The sequence below is a fragment of the Lacipirellula parvula genome (assembly GCF_009177095.1).
GTDB lineage: Bacteria > Planctomycetota > Planctomycetia > Pirellulales > Lacipirellulaceae > Lacipirellula > Lacipirellula parvula.
The window spans coordinates 6,779,370-6,796,614 of record NZ_AP021861.1 but is presented as its reverse complement, the minus strand read 5'-3'; the positions used below and the strand labels follow the sequence as shown (position 1 = coordinate 6,796,614).

Sequence of the window (17,245 nt, the reverse complement as noted above, 5' to 3'; positions counted from 1 at the left end):
TGAGTGCGTTGGCCTCACCGTAGAGTGGGGGCGAGCACCTACCCTGCGTGGACGGTGGAGATCAGTTCCGTAGCGTGGCACTAGGTTTTGGCATGGCGACTCGATGGAAATTCAGCACGCGATGGTTACTGCTGTTGACGTTTCTCGTGGCGGCATGGTCGGCGTTGGCATTTAGCTACGAGAGTTTTCTTGGGCCGAATGCGCGAGTTAAAGCGTTTGTCGGCGCTTGCAGCATCTTCTCGGCCTTGGTGGTTTTGACGGCCGCCAGCGTGGCGCCGCCGGTCGCTCGATTTCAACGCATGGTCGTCCGCCCGCTTTCAATCGAGGATTATCAGTGGTTCTCCAGGCGAGTCACGCTTTCGATCGCTTGCATTGCGGCTTGTTTACCGCCGTTTTTCGCCATTGTCTATTTCGAAGATGCGTTCGTTGAGCGATTGCTTACGCTGCCGCGAGAAGCGAGGCTGGCAATCTCCGTTTCTTTGTTTGCGACGCTGTTCGTTCTCTTGAGCTGGGCCACCGGGTCAATTGTGGTGGTCGTCAAGATCGCCCTGTGTCGCTGTCCTTCCTGCGGTCAGCGGCTCAATCGCGTCGACGTTGATCGCGAATCCTCCGGATGTGTGCAATGTCGTGCGATTGTTGCCGAGAAGTTACGCGCCGTAGGCGTGTAAGGTGGGTGATTGCACCCACCTAACGCCGTCTGTAATAGAATGCAGGCGGCGTTTAGGCAAATGTTTCTGCGCTGCATACGCTGCTGTGCGTTGAGATGTTGGGACCACTTGTAGATTGACGTGGTAAAGGTGGGTGCGAGCACCCGCCCTACGGTGGCTGCGGGGCAGATGGCTATTGGCGGGAGCTTGGGATGACGCGGCCTCGGTTTACTTTGCGGATGGCGCTCGTGTTGACGGCCGTGGCGGCGGCGGTGGCTTGGCAGGGGAGCGTTGTGCAGCGGCGGAAAGGGGCGCTGCACGATGCGATGGGGTACGCGAACGTCACCGTCATTCCGGGCGATCGCGGCGCAGGCTCGCGGAATCGGCCGAACGCGATTCGGCAATTATTTGGGGACGAGTCGATCCTCTCGATCTTTCTGTCGAAGGAAGTGCCGGAGGCTGAGGTGGAGCGGTTGCGGCGGCTGTTTCCGGAGGCGGAGGTGGAGCGGCGGGAGTTGACTGTGCCGTTGTCGACTTGAAGGGGAGCGTCGTTGCGCGCTAAGCCGCGAGCGGCTGGGGATGGTCGCCGCGCGCAGCCCCGACCTAGCTAGGTCGGGGCTAGTGGGATGGTCGCGATGGGGCGATGTTGCGACAATGGCGGCGTTTGATCGCCCTTCGCTCGAGTGCCGCCGCCGATGTCGCTTGCCGCCCGCTGTTTGCGTGAGTTCACGGCGAAGGTTCGCGCGAAGGGGGAGAACTACTTCAGGTCGCGGGCGGTGCAGTGGAGCAGCGTCGATGCACGCTCGGCGGTCGGCACGGTGCGGGGGAACGGGCCCGAGCCGTATCGCATCGTCATTAGTTGGGGGGCGCCTGAGATCGGCGTCGTGGCGAGTTGCACCTGCCCCTATTACGAAGGGGGCGACTTCTGCAAGCATCTGTGGGCGGCGCTGCTGAAGATTGACGCCGAGGGGCTGGCGGCGGGGCTCGATGCGGAGCTGGGCGAAGCGAACGCTCCGCTCGCGCTGATTCATCGCTTCGAACGCAACTTCGACGACGATGCGGATGACGACGAGTCGTGGGGGGCGAGCGACGCTGAGGCGGAGCAGGCCGAGCGCGCGGCGTGGCAGGTTGGGCGGTGGGGCGCGATTAGCGGTGGGCATGCGAGCATGCCGCGAGCGGGAGATGCGGCGGAAGCGGGCGATGCGGCGGCGGAGTTGTCGTTGCCGATTGTCGACGTGGCGCCGCGCGGCATCCTGCGGATTTTTCCAGCGCCCGATGCAACGGGGTTCCCGCATTATCACAAAGCCGATCGGCTCTACGCGGAGGCGGCGTTCGATTACGACGGGGTGGAGGTCGGGCTCGAGGCGTGGTTGCCGACTGTGTTTGATGCGGCGGGCAACCGCGTGATTCGTCGCCACGAAGCGGCGGAGGAACGGCTGATTGAACAGCTGTCGCAACTGCGCGTGGGGCCGCAGCGGCCGCTCTACTACTACGATCCGCCGGGCAACGTCGAGTTCCCGCTGAAGAAGTTCGACGACGTCGTGCGCGGGCTGGCGGAACTTGGCTGGGCGATTGAAGCCGAGGGGCGGCCCGTGCGGCGGGCCGGGCAGACGCAGGCGGTCGTGCGGAGCGGCGTTGATTGGTTTGATCTCGACCTGTCGGTCGAGTTTGGCGGCGCGGCGATTCCGTTGCCGCGATTGCTGGCGGCGCTGCAGCGGAAGGAGCGGTTCGTCGTGCTCGACGACGGTTCGCAGGGGCTGCTGCCCGAGGAGTGGCTGGCGCGGTGGGGGCCGCTGGCCGAGCTGGCGGAGGTCGAGGGTGAGCAGCTGCGGTTCCGGCCGTCGCAGGCGATGTTGCTCGACGTGCTACTCGCGGAGCAGGGTGACGAGATTCGGCTCGAAGTCGATCGGCAGTTCGTGCGAGTGCGCGATCGGCTGCGGTCGTTTGCCGGCGTGGAGCCGCTCGCGGCGCCGGCTGATTTTCGCGGCGAGTTGCGCGGCTATCAGCGCGAAGGGTTGGGATGGCTAGCGTTCCTCGCGGACTTTGGGCTCGGCGGTTGTTTGGCCGACGACATGGGGCTCGGCAAAACGGTGCAGGTGTTGGCGTGGCTGGCGGGGCGGCAGTCGCAGCGGCAGCGGAATGCGGAGCACCGACCGACGCTGGTGGTGGCGCCGAAGAGCGTTGTTTTCAATTGGCTGCAGGAGGCGGAACGGTTCGCGCCGCAGTTGCGGGCGGTCGACTACACCGGGACGCAGCGGCACGACCGGGTGGGAGTGTTCGCCGACGCCGATCTTGTCGCCACCACTTACGGCACGATGCGGCAAGACATTGAGCTATTGCGCGAGCAGCCGTTTGACTATGTGATTCTCGACGAGGCGCAGGCGATCAAGAATCCGCAGTCGGTTTCGGCGAAGGCGGCGCGGTTGCTCAACGCCGCGCATCGGCTCGCGCTCACCGGCACGCCGGTCGAGAATCGGCTCAGCGATTTGTGGTCGATCTTTGAGTTTCTCAACCCGGGGATGCTGGGGCGAAGCAAAACGTTGCAGGCGTTCACCGGCGGCGGGGAGGAACGGCTCGAACCGCTGCGGCGGGCGCTGGCGCCGTTCATCTTGCGGCGCACGAAGGACGAGGTGCTTAAGGAACTGCCGGAGAAGACGGAGCAGACGCTGTTCGTCGAACTGCTGCCGGCGGACCGCAAGCGATACAACGAGCTGCGCGAGCACTATCGAGCGTCGCTGCTCAAGCAGGTGGAAGCGGAGGGGATGAAGGCGGCGCGGATGCATGTGCTCGAGTCGCTGCTGCGGTTGCGGCAGGCGGCGTGCCACGGCGGCCTGCTCGACGCGAAGCTGGCGAGTAAGCCGAGCGCGAAGCTCGAGACGCTGTTGGAGCAGGTCGAGGAAATCGTCGCCGAGGGGCACAAGGCGATTGTCTTCTCGCAGTTCACCAGTTTGCTGGCGATCGTGCGGACGCAACTCGATGCGCAGGGCGTGGCGTACGAGTATCTCGACGGAAAAACTCGCAATCGGCAGCAGCGCGTCGAGCGCTTTCAGCATGATGCGGCGTGCCCGTTGTTTCTGGTGAGCTTGAAGGCGGGCGGTACGGGGCTGAACCTCACCGCGGCCGACTATGTGTTTCTACTCGACCCATGGTGGAATCCGGCGGCGGAGGCGCAGGCGATCGATCGGGCCCACCGGCTTGGCCAGCAGCGGCCGGTGTTTGCATATCGGCTGGTGGCCCGCGATACGGTGGAGGAGAAGATTTTGCAGTTGCAGCAGCGGAAGCGGAAATTGGCGGACGCGATTGTCAGCGGCGACGGCGGGCCGCTCGAAGGGATGACGGCGGCGGAGTTGGGGATGCTGTTGAGTTGAGGGAGACTTGGTATGCGAACGCCTGAAGCGATGGTTGAATTTTTCGCAGAGCGGATTGGGCTCATGTATTACCACCTGCCGCTGATGTACGGAGGGGACGCGTCGGGAGTGGACACGCTGTTGTACTACTACCACGACGCGTGGGCGTACCTCGTTGAACGCAGCGGCGATTGGCGTGCCGCGTACTGGAAGGAGCTGGAGGCGTTGGATTGCGGGGCGATGAGTTTTGCCACGCGATACACAACGGACCATCCGGGGGCGTCGGAAGAAGAAGTGGCGGCGTACGTCGTGAAGCATTGGCGCGTCGTGAGCGACGAGCTGGACGTACCGATTCCGCATGAGCGGCTGCGGGCGGAATTTGATGAGTGGGGGCGTGAGCGGTTGAAGTGAGCGGCGAGTTCGTGCGTATTGGAATCAGGTTGTCGCGAGCAATCGCGGTTGGCGCAGCAAATAGCCCCGACCTAGCTAGGTCGGGGCTAGGGCGCGGATGGAGATCGTGCTCTTTATTCGGCGATGCTTAAGCGATGCGCTTCGAGCAGCGTGCCTTGGCGGACCTCCAATTGCATCGTCGCCCTGGCGTAGTCGGCGAGTGCGCGCTGATACAAGCTAGTCGCATCAGCGCGGCGTTGGTTGGCTTGCAGTACCAGGCCGAGCGAGGCGCGATCCTCATCGTAATGCTTGTTGGCATCGACCGCTTCGGCGACGGCTAAGTTCTTTTGCCGCTGACTCGTCTGGATTGCCTCATAAGCTGAGTCGATGTCTCGTGCGGCGTCGTGAATTTGATGCACGATGCCGAGCTCAACGTCTTGGAGCACCGCAGACTCGCGGGCGGCGAGGAGAACCGCGTGACGAGCAATCGTTGCCTTGAGTTGATCGCCCAGAGCGGGTTGGTCGGTCTTCACCACGGCTTTCTGGGCTTCGGCTTGATGTTCTCGCGCCTTCTGGAGTTTCGCTTTCTGAACGTAGATCTCTTCGCGGTTCGCGAGTGCTTTGACGACGGACAGCGAAGGATCGATGGATCGCTTGCTTGCGTCGGGGCGATCTGCGGGGCAAATGGCTCGTCCATCGTCTTTTGCCAATCTCATAACGTAGCGCAGTCGGTGTTCGGTCCTCAGTAAGTGTGTTTGGGCTGTTTCAACCTGAGAGCGGATTGCGAAGAATGCGTCGCGCGATTGAGATACGCCAGCGTCGTTTTTTTGAGGATCGGCGCCACGGTGTTTGGCCATGATTCGCCTCCACGTCGCTAGCGCCGATCGCTGGGCCGCGCGTTTCGCGGCGAGGTCTTCCCAGGCGAAATGCAGTTCCCAGTAGGCCTCGGCAATGTCTCGCACCGTGGCCTCCAATTCGGATTGGAAGTCTCGCGGTTGTTTGCGGCTCCAAGGCGCCTGAATGATTTCGAAACGTCCGAGATCGTTTGGCTTGGAGGAAAGGTTGCAGCTACGGAGATTGGTGAGGGCGATCTCAATGCACTCTTCTAATTTCAGGTCCCACAGTTGCAGTGATTCGGGGTCTGTCGTTGGCGAAAGAGTTGCCGCCTGCTGGGAGGGCGTGCCGGGGACTTCTTGTTCGCCGAGCACCACACGCCGTTCGCCGTTGTTGTTTATGAGCACGCCGTTGATGACGGAGCCGTCTTTCAGCGTGATGGTGCAAGGTTCTGAGTTGTCGGCGATCGGCTCCGTTGTTTCCTTGGTTTCCGGCGCTGCTTCGGGTGCGGCTTCAGAGGTAGCGGGTTCGGAGGTAGCCGCGGCCGGCGCGAGGAGGCAGGTGACGATGATCGCCGCTCCGTAGAAGACGCGACTCCATTTGGGCAGCGGTTGAACCAAGCTCGGCGTGCCGATCCGCTCGAACCGTCGCCGCAGCGAGCGGCGCGAGCCCCAGCCGGTGGCGCCGGGGGCAAGGGGGGCGTCGCCGGCGAGGAGGTCGAGCGTCTGCAAGAGCGCTTGGCCGTAGCCGCGGCGGAGGGTGGGGAACTTTCGCAGCACGTCGGCGTCGCAGCATTCTTCTTCGGCGGCGTGGAGCCGGCGGCGAGCGAACCACGCGGTCGGGCACCACCAATAAGCGATGGTGGCGGCGAGTTCAAGCCAACGAGCCCAGCCGTCGTGACGGCGGAGGTGCGTTAGTTCGTGAGCGATGACGGCGTCGAGGGCGTCGGCGTCGAGCGAGTCGACGAGTGCAGCAGGAAGGACGATTGTTGCGCGGCGGCCGAGCGACCAAGCGAAGGGGGCGACGCGGCCGGCGACGATGCAAACGCGCGGCGGGGCATGGAGGCCGAGTTCCGCGGCGAGCGCGGCGGTGCGTTGTTCGAGTGTCGTAGGGCAGGGGAGGGAGCGGGCGAGCCAGCGGTGGAGACGGACGATGCGCGTGAGGGCGAGGAGGCCCAGCAGCACGCTGCCAGTGAGCCAGATGGCAGCGAGGGTTTGGAGCGGGGTGAATGGGAACGAGTATGGGGCGGGGGCGAGGAGTGGTGCGGTTGGTGTGGTGGCGGGAGCGACCGGCGTCGCGATCGCTTGAGTGGTGGTTGACGTTGTGAGGGCCTCGGTCGTTGCCGCGCTGATGTCGACGTTGTTTGCGACGGGCTGCGAATCGTTGGGTTCGATCGCGACTGATTCAACGGCAACGGTCAGTGTTGAAGGCACGCTCGGCTGCAGCCAAGCAACTTCAACCGGAACGAATAGAAGTGGCGGCGTCAGCAGTTTCAACAGCACCGCGAGCCAGGCGAGGCGTGCGACGTACGGATTCTTCCACGCGGCCGTCACGGCAATCGCGACGCCCGCGAGGAGCGTCGCAAGGGCGGCGTTCAGCAGGCCGGCCGAGATGAGTCCGTCCATCATGCGGTTCTCCAAACGTGCGGGTCGCCTCGCGGCGAGGGAAGGGCGTTACTCTCCGAGCAATTTTCGCAGTTCTTGCCGCTCGCGGCGGGTGAGGCCGCGGGCATTGACGAGGTGCATCACGAACGGCGTGAGCGAGCCGTCGCTCAGTTTCTCGGCCATTGCTTCGAGCTGTTCGCCGGCAAAGGCCTCGGCGGTGATCGTCGCGCGAAACAGATGGGCCGGCGTCGCCCGCTCGCGTTTGACGAGCCCCTTGGCTTCGAGGCGGCTGATCAGCTTCTGCACGGTCGCGACGTCGGAGGGCGAGCCGTCGGGGTAGAGGCGCTCGACGATCTCGCGGGCGGCGAGCGGCGCGGCGTCCCAGAGCGTCTTGAGGACGGCGAGCTCGGCGTCGGTGACGTGTCGCGGCGATTTAGCCATGCGGGCGTTCCATAGACGGTGTGTCTACGCGGCATCGTAGACGAGTCGTCTATGGGGTGCAAGAGCGTTGGCTGGGCTTTCAGCCCGGCAGAAGTGCTAGCGGCTCAACGACTCATGTTGTGAGTTGAAGAATGAGCCCGCGAATGACGCGAATCGTCGCGAATAAAGTAGCCGCTAATGAAAACAGCCCCGACCTAGCTAGGTCGGGGCTGTTGTTGCGTGGTTGTTGATTGAAGTGTAAGCGACGATCACATTTGACGATTCAGCGCTTGCGGTGGCGAACCGTTGTCATTGTCGCGGTGGCGACGAGCAGCAGCATCGCCGTCGTCGGTTCGGGGATGGCCATCACCATCGCTACGGGCGCCCCCAAGCCGTACTGCCGTTGCCAGACGAGGAAGTCGGCGCCGTCGCTTGTGCCGTCGCTGTTCGCGTCGGCGTAGTCGTTGAGGCCGTAGGCGGTGCGCCACACGGCGAGGTCGGCGCCATCGACGTCGCCGTCGCGATCGAAGTCGCCGGCGAAGGTGTCGTCGGCGAGCAGGCGGACGCTGTTGGCGGTGTACTGCGCCACGAACCGCATGCCAGTGGGAAGGCCGACCGGTTGAATGAGGTCGTCGAACTGGCCGACGATGCCGCCGGGGGCCGTGAGGATCGTGAAGACGTCGCCGAGCTCAGGGGCGAACGTCCACCCTCCTTCCGAGGCAAGCGTCACGGCGAGGGCGCCGTCGAGTTGGGCCGTGCCGCCGGTGACGGTGAGGTTCGAAAGTTCCGTGCCGGGCGTCGTGCCGCCGACGTGGACTTGCAGCGTCGCGTCGGCGCCGCTGGTGAGCCGGTCGACGAACGCTTGGCCGGGGCCGTGGTCGCCGATGATGAGTCGGCTTTGATTGTCGAGGCCTGCTTGCCCGAACGTCACGCCGTTGGCGAGCGTCATGCCGGCGCCGGCGGCGTTGTTGTGGAGCCAGCCCTGGCCGTTGACGTCGACGCCTGATTGGAGGAGCGTTTCGCCGTTGAAGCGCAGGTCGGAGCCGGCGGCGGCCAGGTTGACGAGGCTGCCGGACAAAAACGTGACGGGGGCGGCGATCGCAACGTTGGAGTCGGTGACGTTCATCGAGCCGCCGAAGTTCATGCGCGAGCCGGCGATGCGGGTGTAGTAGAGGGGCGAGCCGCCGGCGAGGTCGAGCGTGCCTTGCATTTCCCAGGCGGCTTCAGGATCAGCGAGGTTGAGCGTGAGGCGGCTTGTCGGACTGCCGCTCACTTCGATGGCGCCACCGAACTGGTTGTCCGCTTCGTCGATTTGGTCGGCGTTGACGGTAAGCGCGGCGTTAACGTCCCAGATGGTCGTGCCGCCGGCGCCGTCCATGTCGAACTGGTCGGCGTCGATCGTCGTCGCGGCGGAGACGATCGCCATGCCGGCAACGCGCGAGCGACCGCTGAGCGTGACGGCGCCTTGCCAGGTTGACGGGCCGAGGAAGCTGACGCGGCCGCTGTTGTTGGCGACGCCAGCGGTGGAGAAGGTTCCGCCGGCGACGGTGACGTCGCCGGTGAAGCGAAGCTCGGCGCCAGTGGCGAGGTTGTAGTCGCCGCCCTGGATCTCGGTGGCGCCGGCGAATTCGAGCTCGTCGTCAGCATTCACGTTGGCTACCGTCGCAGCGCCCAGCGTGACGTCGGCGTCGAAGCGCAAGCGGCCGTGATCGCCGGTGACGTCGACTTCGCCGGACCAATTGACGTGGCTGCCGTCGACGATCGAGGTTGGCAGGTTGCCCGCGCCGACGACGAGGAGCGAGCTGGCGGAACCGGCGCTCCAACCGCCGGTGAAGTTCATCTCAAGCAGGGAGTTGGAGCCCATCGTGATGGAGCTGCTGAACGAATCGGTGAGTTGATCGCCGTAGAAGACGAGCCCGTTGCCGCCGCCGGAGTTGACGACGAGCGCGCCGGCGCCGCTGACTCCGTCGAGGTCGAACCGCCCGCCGGAGGTTTGGTAGAGAGTGAGGCCGCCGGGGCCTGCTTCGATGGTGCCGTCATTGGCGAGGACCGTACCTGTGCTTCCGCCAAAGTAGACGGCGCCGTGACCGATGAGGACGGCGTCGGCGCCGATGGTGGCGACCTCTTGGACGATCACCGACGCGTCGTCTTCGAGCGTCGCGCGGCCGAAGTTGGTGACGGTGAGGTTGTCGGTCGAAAAATCGACGCCGGCGACGCCGTCTTCGACGCGCAGCCGTGAGGCGAACGTCGACGGACCGACGATGTTCTGGCCGCCGACTTGCGTCGTGCCGGCGACGACAAGGTGGCCGGTGGCGGTGCGGAGCGTCATGCCGTCGATGATGGTGAGCGAATCGACGCTGGCGTTGGCGTTGAGCGTGACGATTTCATTTGCCGCGTTGATGTGCGGACCGATGAGGACGTCGTCGGCCGCGCCGGGGACGCCCGCGGGCGACCAATTGCCGCCGGTGGCCCAGTTGCCGTTGCCGGCGGACCACGATTTGACGGCAGCGTGAACGGCGGATGTTGGCGCCAGCGCTGCTGCGAGAGCGGCCACCAGCAGTGTGCGGCTGTGGAAACGGAGTGCGAGGCAGTGGGGTGTCGAGAAACTCATCGCTGTTCCTACCTGATGGTTGCGCTGGGGAGAATTGCTCCCGCGGCGCGAACGAAGAACTCGGGCGGAATGCCCGGGAAAAAGTCGCCGGCAAATCCAGTCGGCGATGAGAGCGATCGCTGGGCGAGGTTTCGCCGCGGAGCGTTCACGGCGCGCAGCGGTAGCGCTACGCCGTAGCGGCGTCGAAATTCATGCTCGCGTAGCCAACGGCTGCGGAAACGCAGCGTTGGGAGGTGCGGCAGTTCGCGGCCCCCGTCGCGAACTGCGAGCGGTCGTCTCAGGGAGGTAAACGCCGCCGGGGCAAATCGGCGACAGAAGAAACGGAGAAATCTTGCGAATTATTGTGAGCCTGGCGAACGCCGCCTAAGATAACTGCATCTGCTGGATGTACTTCCGGCACGCCGGCATTCTTTCGAGTCGCTTTGAAAATTCGCCATGCCCGAGTCCGTTGGCTCCATCACGCGATTGATTCCCGAGCTGCGCGAGCGGAACGAGGCGGCGATTCTTGCGCTGTGGCGGCGGTACGGGCTGCGGATCGAGAATCTCGCGCGGCCGCTGCTGGTGGGCATTTCGCCTGGCGTCGGCGACGCCGAAGATGTGGCGCAAAGCGCGTTCCATGCGTTCTGCCGGGCAGCGGCCGACGGCGGCGCGGCCGAACTGGCTGACCGCGACGACCTGTGGCGGCTGCTGGCGACGATCTCGCGCAATAAGGCCACCGATCGCATTCGCCGCGACCTGCGGTTGCGTCGCGGGGGGCAGGCGACAATCAGCGACAACGGACTTAGCGCGGCAGCCGACGGCGAGCCTTCGCCAGAAGAAGTGGCTGTGCTGCGCGACGAACTGCAACGGCTGTTCGAGCAACTCGACCTGCATGGCGACCCGACGCTGCATGCGACGGCGACGCTGCGCTTGGAAGGAGCATCGAACGAAGAGATCGCCCTCCAGCTCGGCTGCACGACGCGGACGGTGCAGCGGAAGCTTCATCTGGTGGAGCGGCTGTGGCGTCAGCAGACGAACTAGATCGACTCGATCGCGAGTTGAGCGATCTGTCGCTAGCGGCGGTCGTGCGCGTCGATCAATTGGCGGATGAATTCGAGGCGGAGTTGCGCGCGGGGCGAATGCCGGACGCGGCGGCATATGTGGCGCGGCTTGAGCAAGGGGGCGATGCGGCACGATTGCTGGGCGAGCATTTGCAGCACCTCGCTGCGGAGTTATCGAACCCGACAGCCGGCGAGGCGGGGAGTAGCGGGTTCGCGGCGCCGCAGCAGGTCGGCGAGTATCGCATCCTCGAGCGGCTGGGCGCCGGCGGGATGGGGATTGTGTTTCAGGCGCGGCATCAGCGGCTCGATCGGCTCGTGGCGCTGAAGTTCCCACGATATGCGTCGCTGCTTGAAGCGGATGCGGCCGCGCGGTTCGTGCGCGAGGCGAAGCTCCTCGGGCAGTTGGAGCATCCCCACATTGTGCGTGCGCTCGATGCGGGCGATTCGCCGTATGGGCCGTACTTGGTCACCGAGTTCATCGCCGGCGAAACCGTGGAGCAGTTGGTGCGCCGCGAAGGGGCGCTGCCGTGGCGACGGGCGTTCGAACTGGCGGCGGAAGCGGCGAACGGACTAGCGCATGCCCACGCGCGGCAGATTATTCACCGCGACGTGAAGCCTTCGAACTTGTTGCTTGACGAGCGCGGCGTCGTGCGGGTCGTCGACTTTGGGCTCGCGAAGACGATGATCGCGGATGCGGAGTCAGATGTTTCGACGGCGGCGGGGCAGGCGACAGATTTTTCACGAGCGGCTGACTTTCAAGCGACAGGCGCCGGTGCGTTCTTGGGAACCGTCGGCTTCGCGGCGCCGGAGCAGCTTGGCGCCAGCGTCGAGATCGGTCCGACGGCCGATGTGTACTCGCTGGGATGCGTCATCTACTTCATGTTGCGGGGCGAGGCGCCCCATCGCGGAAGCTTGGCCGATCGCTTGCGGGCCGAGGGGAAGCGTGGTGCGACGCTCATGCTGGAGCGGGCCGACGTGCCGCGCGAGGTCGAAGCGGCGTGGCGGCGGTTCGTGGCGCCGCGGCCGGAGGATCGCGTGCCGACGATGGCCGAGGCGGAGCGGCTGTTGCGGCAGGCGCTGGCGGGCGAGTTGCCCGCGGAACGCGACGCAGAGCGCTGTACGCGGAGAGCGGCGTTCGCGGCTGTGGGGGTGGCGGTGATCAGTGGGGTTGCGTGGCAAACATGGCGAGCGAATCGCAGCGGCGTTGGCAGCTCGCGCCGAGCGCTGCCGAGCGGACCGGCTCCGCCAGTAGCGAAGTCGCCGCTTACTGCCGAGCGGCTGCGCGAGATCCAACAGGCATGGGCCCGCTATCTCGATCTGCCGCTCCGCTGGCAGTCGCCGGGCGGGGCGCCGCTGGTGCTGTTGCCGCCGGGGGAGTTTGCGATGGGACTCGGCGACGAGGAGCTGGCGACCGCGCTGCCGCCGGAGGGGGATTGGCGTTATCGCACGGCGGAACTGGAGGACGCGCTCCATCGGCCGCAGCACCGGGTCGTCATTAGCCGGCCGTTTTACTTTGGCGAAACGGAGGTGACGAACGCCCAGTTCCGCAAGTTCGTCGAGGCCGCCGACTACGTGACCGACTGCGAACGGAGCAGCGGTTGGGGCCGCGAGGACAAAGGGTGGGTGAAGCGTCGCGGTTACTCGTGGAAGAATTTGGGGCAGCGCGTGTGCGTGGACGATTACCCGGTGATGAACGTCACCTGGAACGACGCCATCGCGTACTGCGAGTGGCTGTCGTCGCTCGAACCGGAGCGCACGTTCCGCTTGCCGACGGAAGCGGAGTGGGAGTACGCCGCGCGGGCTGGATCAGACTCGCACTACCACTTCGGCGATGATTCCACGATGCTTGGCGAGCATGCGTGGTTTGGCGACAACTCCGAGGGGCTGTATCGCGCGGTGGCGACGCGGCAGGCCAATCCGTTCGGGCTGTACGATCTGTACGGCAACCGGCAGGAGTGGTGTCTCGACGGGTACGAGGTCGATTTTTACGAGCAGTCGCCGACGGTTGATCCGGTATGCGAAGCGCGCGGCGTCGAACGGGTGATGCGCGGCGGGGCGCATACCGATCTCGCGCGGTTTTGTTCGGCCGTGACCCGTTGGGGGCAGGAGGCCGACAATCCGGGGGCGGCGGGGATGCGGATTGTTAGCGAGATTGCGTAGGCCGGGCGCATCAAAACTAAACCATGAGGTTCCCTCCCCTTGAGGGGGAGGGGTAGGGAGGGGTGAATAATGCGGGTACGAGGGTTTCACCCCCTCCCCAGCCCTCCCCTCAAGGGGGAGGGGGCCACACATTCAGAGTGAAAGAAGCTTACTTCTTCTCCGGCAGGCTCGCGTGGAAGCCGGCTTTGTGGAGGGCCTTCAGTGCAGCCTTCGCATCGAAGTCGCCTTCGATGACGAACGACTCTTCCTTCGGCTTGCAAGTGTCGGCCGTGACGCCTTCGCATTCGGCAAGGGCCGCTTTGATCGCCTTCGTGCAGGCGCCGCAGCAGTTGTGGACGGCGGTGACCTCTAGGCTGGTGACCTTGCCCTTCGGCGCCTTCGCCTTCGGCCACTTCACTTCTTTGCTGCTGAGTTTGCCGTGGAAGCCGGCGGCGGCGATTTGATCGACGGCGGCTTGAATGGCGGCTGTATCGGCGGCGACGAGTTCCACCTTGCCGGCGTCGCTGTCGACGGCGCACTTTACTTCAGCCGGGTGTTCCTTGTCCTCAGCCGTCTTGGCGACGGCCTTCTCGATGGCGACCGCGCAGCCTTTGCAGCAAATGTGGACGCCGTCGATCGTGACGGTTTCGTCGGCGCGGGCGGCGCTACCAGCCAGAGAGAAAGCGGTGAGCGTGGATAGGGCGGCTAACGTGCGGATGAGCTGATTCATTGGAAAAACTCGCTTAGGGGAGACGCGGTGCGGCGTGGTGAGCGTTTGCAGAACGCATGGAGCGCATCAGCCTAATGCACCGGAGGTAGGCTGTCGATTACGAGCGTAAACGGCCGGAAACGATGCCATCGTAGTGTGTGACGCTTGGCGTCGTGATCGCAGCGAGTACCAGGCTTCAACCCCCTCCCCAGCCCTCCCCTCAAGGGGGAGGGAGCCACAACATTTCATCTCGGCTGGGAGGCAGCGATCAGACGACCGGCTTCTCGGACCTTTGATGGGAGCCTTGGTATTGGGCGCTCCCTTGGCAGCGTTCGGCGTCCTGTCGCGAGCGGTGTTCGATAAGCGTCTGCGAGCCATAGTCCGCTTTCTGGGTTCGCAATTTCACTTGGCCATGGCAGTAGAGGCAGCGAATTTCGCGCGCGGCGTCCGGGGAGAGGTCGGCGACGCCGAGTTGCACCCAGCGCATTTCCTTCTTGCCGTCGATTTTGTGGAGGCGCTTTTCCTCGCACCGGACCATCATGTCTTTCGCCATGGAACTCTTTCCGTGAGGGCCAGCCGATCTTCAGCTCGCCATGCTTGCTATTTGGCGCCACGAGTTTTCTTGCGGGGTTCGACGCCCTCAAATTTCTTGAGCGAATCGCAGCGGATCTTCGTGCTGATACGTTGGAGGGCGACTTGCGCTTCGAGGCCCCCGCGATCGACAAAGAGAATCTCGCCCACTTCGCCTTCTTCGGTAAGAACCTTTTCGCCCTTCTTGAACGTCATGTGATGCTCGTCGGTTTGGTCGAGGGGGAGAACGAATGCGAAGCGGGCAGGCGTCAGCTGTAGGGCGCCTTCGGTTTGAGCTGCGGCATCCAGGCGGTGCGCGGCGGGCCTGTCGGTGCGGCGCTTGCGCGCTGGAGATTGAACTCGGCCTCGGTTCGCCAGGCGGCGACGCCAGTGGCGCCGTCGCAGGTCTCGATGACCAGATAGTCGCCCAACTTGGCCTCGCCGTTGATGGCGAGTTTGGCGTTCGGCGGAATGGCGCGGCCGCTGAGATTCACGAGGGTGTGTTGTGTCATTACCCCCACTGTAGTCGTTCGACGCGCGGCAACGGCGTTAATTCCGCCGCTTTGGCGGGGAAAGGACGCGATCTGGCGCCGCCGGAGGGGTAAATGACCCTCCGGCGACTGCCAGCATTACAGTTTGTCGCTACCTCGTCGTCATTCTGAGCAGAGCGAAGAATCTGGAAGCTGGTCATGGCGCCAGATCCTTCGTTCCGTTCAGGATGACGCTGCCAACTTAGGCTGAAAGGCCAGCCTAAGTCGTTTCCGCACGCTCCTTCGCCGGCGCCGTGAACACGGCCATCGAGCAAGGTCGCAGCTTGTACGCCCGCGCGGTGGCGATGCTCTTCGCGTCGACCTTCCCCTCGGTCGCCGTCTTGGGCGGCTCCTTCGGCTCTTCGATTGCCGTGTCGAACAGACATTCCCATTCGACGTCCCCTTCGAGTTCCGGCAGCGCGAACGGAATCTCCGTCGCGTGGTCGGCGTTGAAGAGGATGACGACGTGGTCGCCGATGATCGGCTCGCCGTATTCGTCGTTATCGACCAGGCCGCCGTTGAAGTGAACGCCGAGGCAACGCATGTGGGGGGTGTGCCACGCCTCCTCGCTCATCTCCTTGCCGGTCGGATCGAGCCAGACGATTTCAGGCGCCTCGTTGCCGCGGATCGACTTGCCGTGGAAGAAGCGGCGACGGTGGAAGCTTGGCTGAGCTTGCCAGATGGCGATCACCTTCTTGGTGAATTCAAGCAGCTTCTTCTGGCGATCGTCGAGCTTCCAGCTGAGCCACGTCAGTTCGTTGTCCTGGCAGTAGGTGTTGTTGTTGCCTTGCTGCGTGTGGCTCCGCTCGTCGCCGGCGAGGAGCAGCGGAATGCCTTGCGAAAGAATCAGCGTGGCGAGCATCGAGCGTTTCTTCCGCTCGCGCAGTTCGTTGATCTTCGGATCGTCGGTCGGTCCTTCGGCGCCGCAGTTCCAACTGTCGTTGCCGTCGGCGCCGTCGCGGTTGTTCTCGCCGTTCGCTTCGTTGTGCTTGCCGTCGTATGATACGAGGTCGTTGAGCGAGAAGCCGTCGTGAACCGTGATGAAGTTGATGCTCGCGTGCGGCCGGCGACCGCCCCACTCGTAGAGATCGCTCGAACCGCTGATGCGGGTGGCGAATTCCGACGCGACGCCGCCGTCACCTTTCCAGAAGCGGCGGACGCAATCGCGGTACTTGCCGTTCCACTCCGACCAGAGGATGGGGAAGTTGCCGACCTGGTAGCCGCCGTCGCCGAGATCCCACGGCTCGGCGATGAGCTTCACTTGGCTGAGCACCGGGTCTTGATGAATGATGTCGAAGAACGCCCCCAGCTTGTTCACTTCGTGCAGTTCGCGGGCGAGGGTGCTCGCGAGGTCGAAGCGGAAACCGTCGACGTGCATCTCCAACACCCAGTAGCGGAGGCTGTCCATGATCAGCTGCAGCACCCGCGGATTCTGCATGCTGAGCGTGTTGCCGCAACCGGTGTAATCCATGTAGTAGCGAGCGTCGGGCGCTAGGCGGTAGTAGCTGGCGTTGTCGATGCCGCGGAAGCAATAGGTGGGGCCCATCTGGTTCCCCTCGGACGTGTGGTTATAAACCACGTCGAGAATCACCTCGATGCCGGCGTCGTGGAGGTTGGCCACCATCGACTTGAACTCCATCAACACGTCGGCGGGCCGATCGGCGGCAGCGTAGGTCGGCTCCGGTGCGAAGAAGCTGAGCGTGTTGTAGCCCCAGTAATTAATGAGGCCGCGCTCCACAAGCGGGCGGTCGTCGCCTTTCGCGTGGATCGGCAGGAACTCGACCGCCGTGACGCCGAGTTCTTTCAGAAAGCGAATCGCCGGTTCCGAACCGACGCCGGCGTAGGTGCCTCGCAGGTCCTCGGGAATCTCTTCGTTGAGCTTCGTAAAGCCTTTGACGTGCATCTCGTAGATAAGCGTCTTGTGCGACGGCGTGTTCGGCGGACGATCGTCGCCCCACGAAAACGCTTCATCGACGACGCAGCCAAGCGGGCCGTCGGCGCCGCTGTCGAGATCGCTAAACGAAAGATCACCCTCTTTGCTGTTGAGGATGTACCCCGAGATCGCGTCGGTCGGGTTGATTGTTCGCGCGAGCGCCTTGGCGTAAGGATCGAGCAGCAGCTTATTTGGGTTGAAGCGGTGGCCATTCTCAGGCTCGTACGGCCCGTGCACGCGATAGCCGTACACCTGCCCCGGGCGGATGTCGGGAAGGTAGCAGTGCCACACCATATCGGTGTGTTCGACGAGCGTGATCCGCTCCGCTTCCTTGTCATCGTCGGGCGAGTTGTAGAGACATAGCTCGACCTTGGTGGCGTTTTCGCTGTAGAGGGCAAAGTTGACGCCTTTGCCGTTCCATGTGGCGCCGAGGGGGTAGGGTCGTCCTGGCCAGATACGCATATAGGTGTC

14 protein-coding genes are annotated in these 17,245 nt (G+C 64.3%); 6 read left to right on the top strand and 8 right to left on the bottom strand.

What is annotated here, in order from left to right; all coding sequences use genetic code 11:
* Nucleotides 1-92: 92 nt before the first annotated feature.
* From PLANPX_RS26600 to PLANPX_RS26585, 4 genes are all read left to right on the top strand, one after another.
* Nucleotides 93-668 carry a hypothetical protein gene (locus PLANPX_RS26600; protein ID WP_152101649.1) on the top strand — a complete coding sequence of 192 codons (576 nt, stop codon included), beginning with the start codon at nt 93-95 and terminating at the stop codon, nt 666-668.
* Between the two features lie 191 nt (nt 669-859).
* On the top strand, nt 860-1,186 hold the full coding sequence (locus PLANPX_RS26595; RefSeq protein WP_152101648.1) for a hypothetical protein: 327 nt from the start codon (nt 860-862) through the stop codon (nt 1,184-1,186).
* A gap of 156 nt (nt 1,187-1,342) precedes the next feature.
* Nucleotides 1,343-4,015, top strand: a complete 2,673-nt coding sequence (locus PLANPX_RS26590; RefSeq protein ID WP_152101647.1) for a DEAD/DEAH box helicase — start codon at nt 1,343-1,345, stop codon at nt 4,013-4,015.
* A 12-nt stretch (nt 4,016-4,027) separates the two neighbouring features.
* Entirely contained in the window at nt 4,028-4,405 is a 378-nt protein-coding gene (locus PLANPX_RS26585; protein WP_152101646.1) for a hypothetical protein, read from the top strand.
* A 113-nt stretch (nt 4,406-4,518) separates the two neighbouring features.
* Here PLANPX_RS26585 and PLANPX_RS26580 read toward each other — a convergent pair whose 3' ends face one another.
* From PLANPX_RS26580 to PLANPX_RS26570, 3 genes are all read right to left on the bottom strand, one after another.
* Nucleotides 4,519-6,846: a M56 family metallopeptidase gene (locus tag PLANPX_RS26580; RefSeq protein WP_152101645.1), complete on the bottom strand. Its 2,328-nt coding sequence runs from the start codon at nt 6,844-6,846 to the stop codon at nt 4,519-4,521.
* Between the two features lie 45 nt (nt 6,847-6,891).
* Complete coding sequence (locus PLANPX_RS26575; protein ID WP_152101644.1) at nt 6,892-7,263, bottom strand: BlaI/MecI/CopY family transcriptional regulator; 372 nt, start codon at nt 7,261-7,263, stop codon at nt 6,892-6,894.
* 262 nt (nt 7,264-7,525) lie between these two features.
* Nucleotides 7,526-9,853 carry a PEP-CTERM sorting domain-containing protein gene (locus PLANPX_RS26570; RefSeq protein ID WP_152101643.1) on the bottom strand — a complete coding sequence of 776 codons (2,328 nt, stop codon included), beginning with the start codon at nt 9,851-9,853 and terminating at the stop codon, nt 7,526-7,528.
* Between the two features lie 435 nt (nt 9,854-10,288).
* Between PLANPX_RS26570 and PLANPX_RS26565 the strand changes: the two genes are divergently transcribed.
* Entirely contained in the window at nt 10,289-10,873 is a 585-nt protein-coding gene (locus PLANPX_RS26565; protein ID WP_152101642.1) for an ECF-type sigma factor, read from the top strand.
* Nucleotides 10,852-13,053, top strand: a complete 2,202-nt coding sequence (locus tag PLANPX_RS26560) for a bifunctional serine/threonine-protein kinase/formylglycine-generating enzyme family protein (protein WP_152101641.1) — start codon at nt 10,852-10,854, stop codon at nt 13,051-13,053. The genes PLANPX_RS26565 and PLANPX_RS26560 overlap by 22 nt, the downstream gene beginning before the upstream one ends.
* Before the next feature lie 148 nt (nt 13,054-13,201).
* Here the strand turns inward: PLANPX_RS26560 and PLANPX_RS26555 are convergent, their stop codons facing one another.
* The 5 genes from PLANPX_RS26555 to glgX form a co-directional block, all read right to left on the bottom strand.
* On the bottom strand, nt 13,202-13,762 hold the full coding sequence (locus PLANPX_RS26555; protein ID WP_152101640.1) for a cation transporter: 561 nt from the start codon (nt 13,760-13,762) through the stop codon (nt 13,202-13,204).
* 247 nt (nt 13,763-14,009) lie between these two features.
* Nucleotides 14,010-14,294, bottom strand: a complete 285-nt coding sequence (locus PLANPX_RS26550; RefSeq protein WP_152101639.1) for a hypothetical protein — start codon at nt 14,292-14,294, stop codon at nt 14,010-14,012.
* Between the two features lie 47 nt (nt 14,295-14,341).
* Nucleotides 14,342-14,527, bottom strand: coding sequence for a hypothetical protein (locus PLANPX_RS26545; protein ID WP_152101638.1), 186 nt, complete (start codon nt 14,525-14,527; stop codon nt 14,342-14,344).
* A 53-nt stretch (nt 14,528-14,580) separates the two neighbouring features.
* The gene (locus PLANPX_RS26540; protein ID WP_152101637.1) at nt 14,581-14,823 is read right to left on the bottom strand and encodes a hypothetical protein; all 243 of its coding nucleotides are present in this window, start codon (nt 14,821-14,823) and stop codon (nt 14,581-14,583) included.
* Between the two features lie 238 nt (nt 14,824-15,061).
* On the bottom strand, nt 15,062-17,236 hold the full coding sequence (gene glgX, locus PLANPX_RS26535; RefSeq protein WP_152101636.1) for a glycogen debranching protein GlgX: 2,175 nt from the start codon (nt 17,234-17,236) through the stop codon (nt 15,062-15,064).
* Between the last annotated feature and the right edge of the window lie 9 nt (nt 17,237-17,245).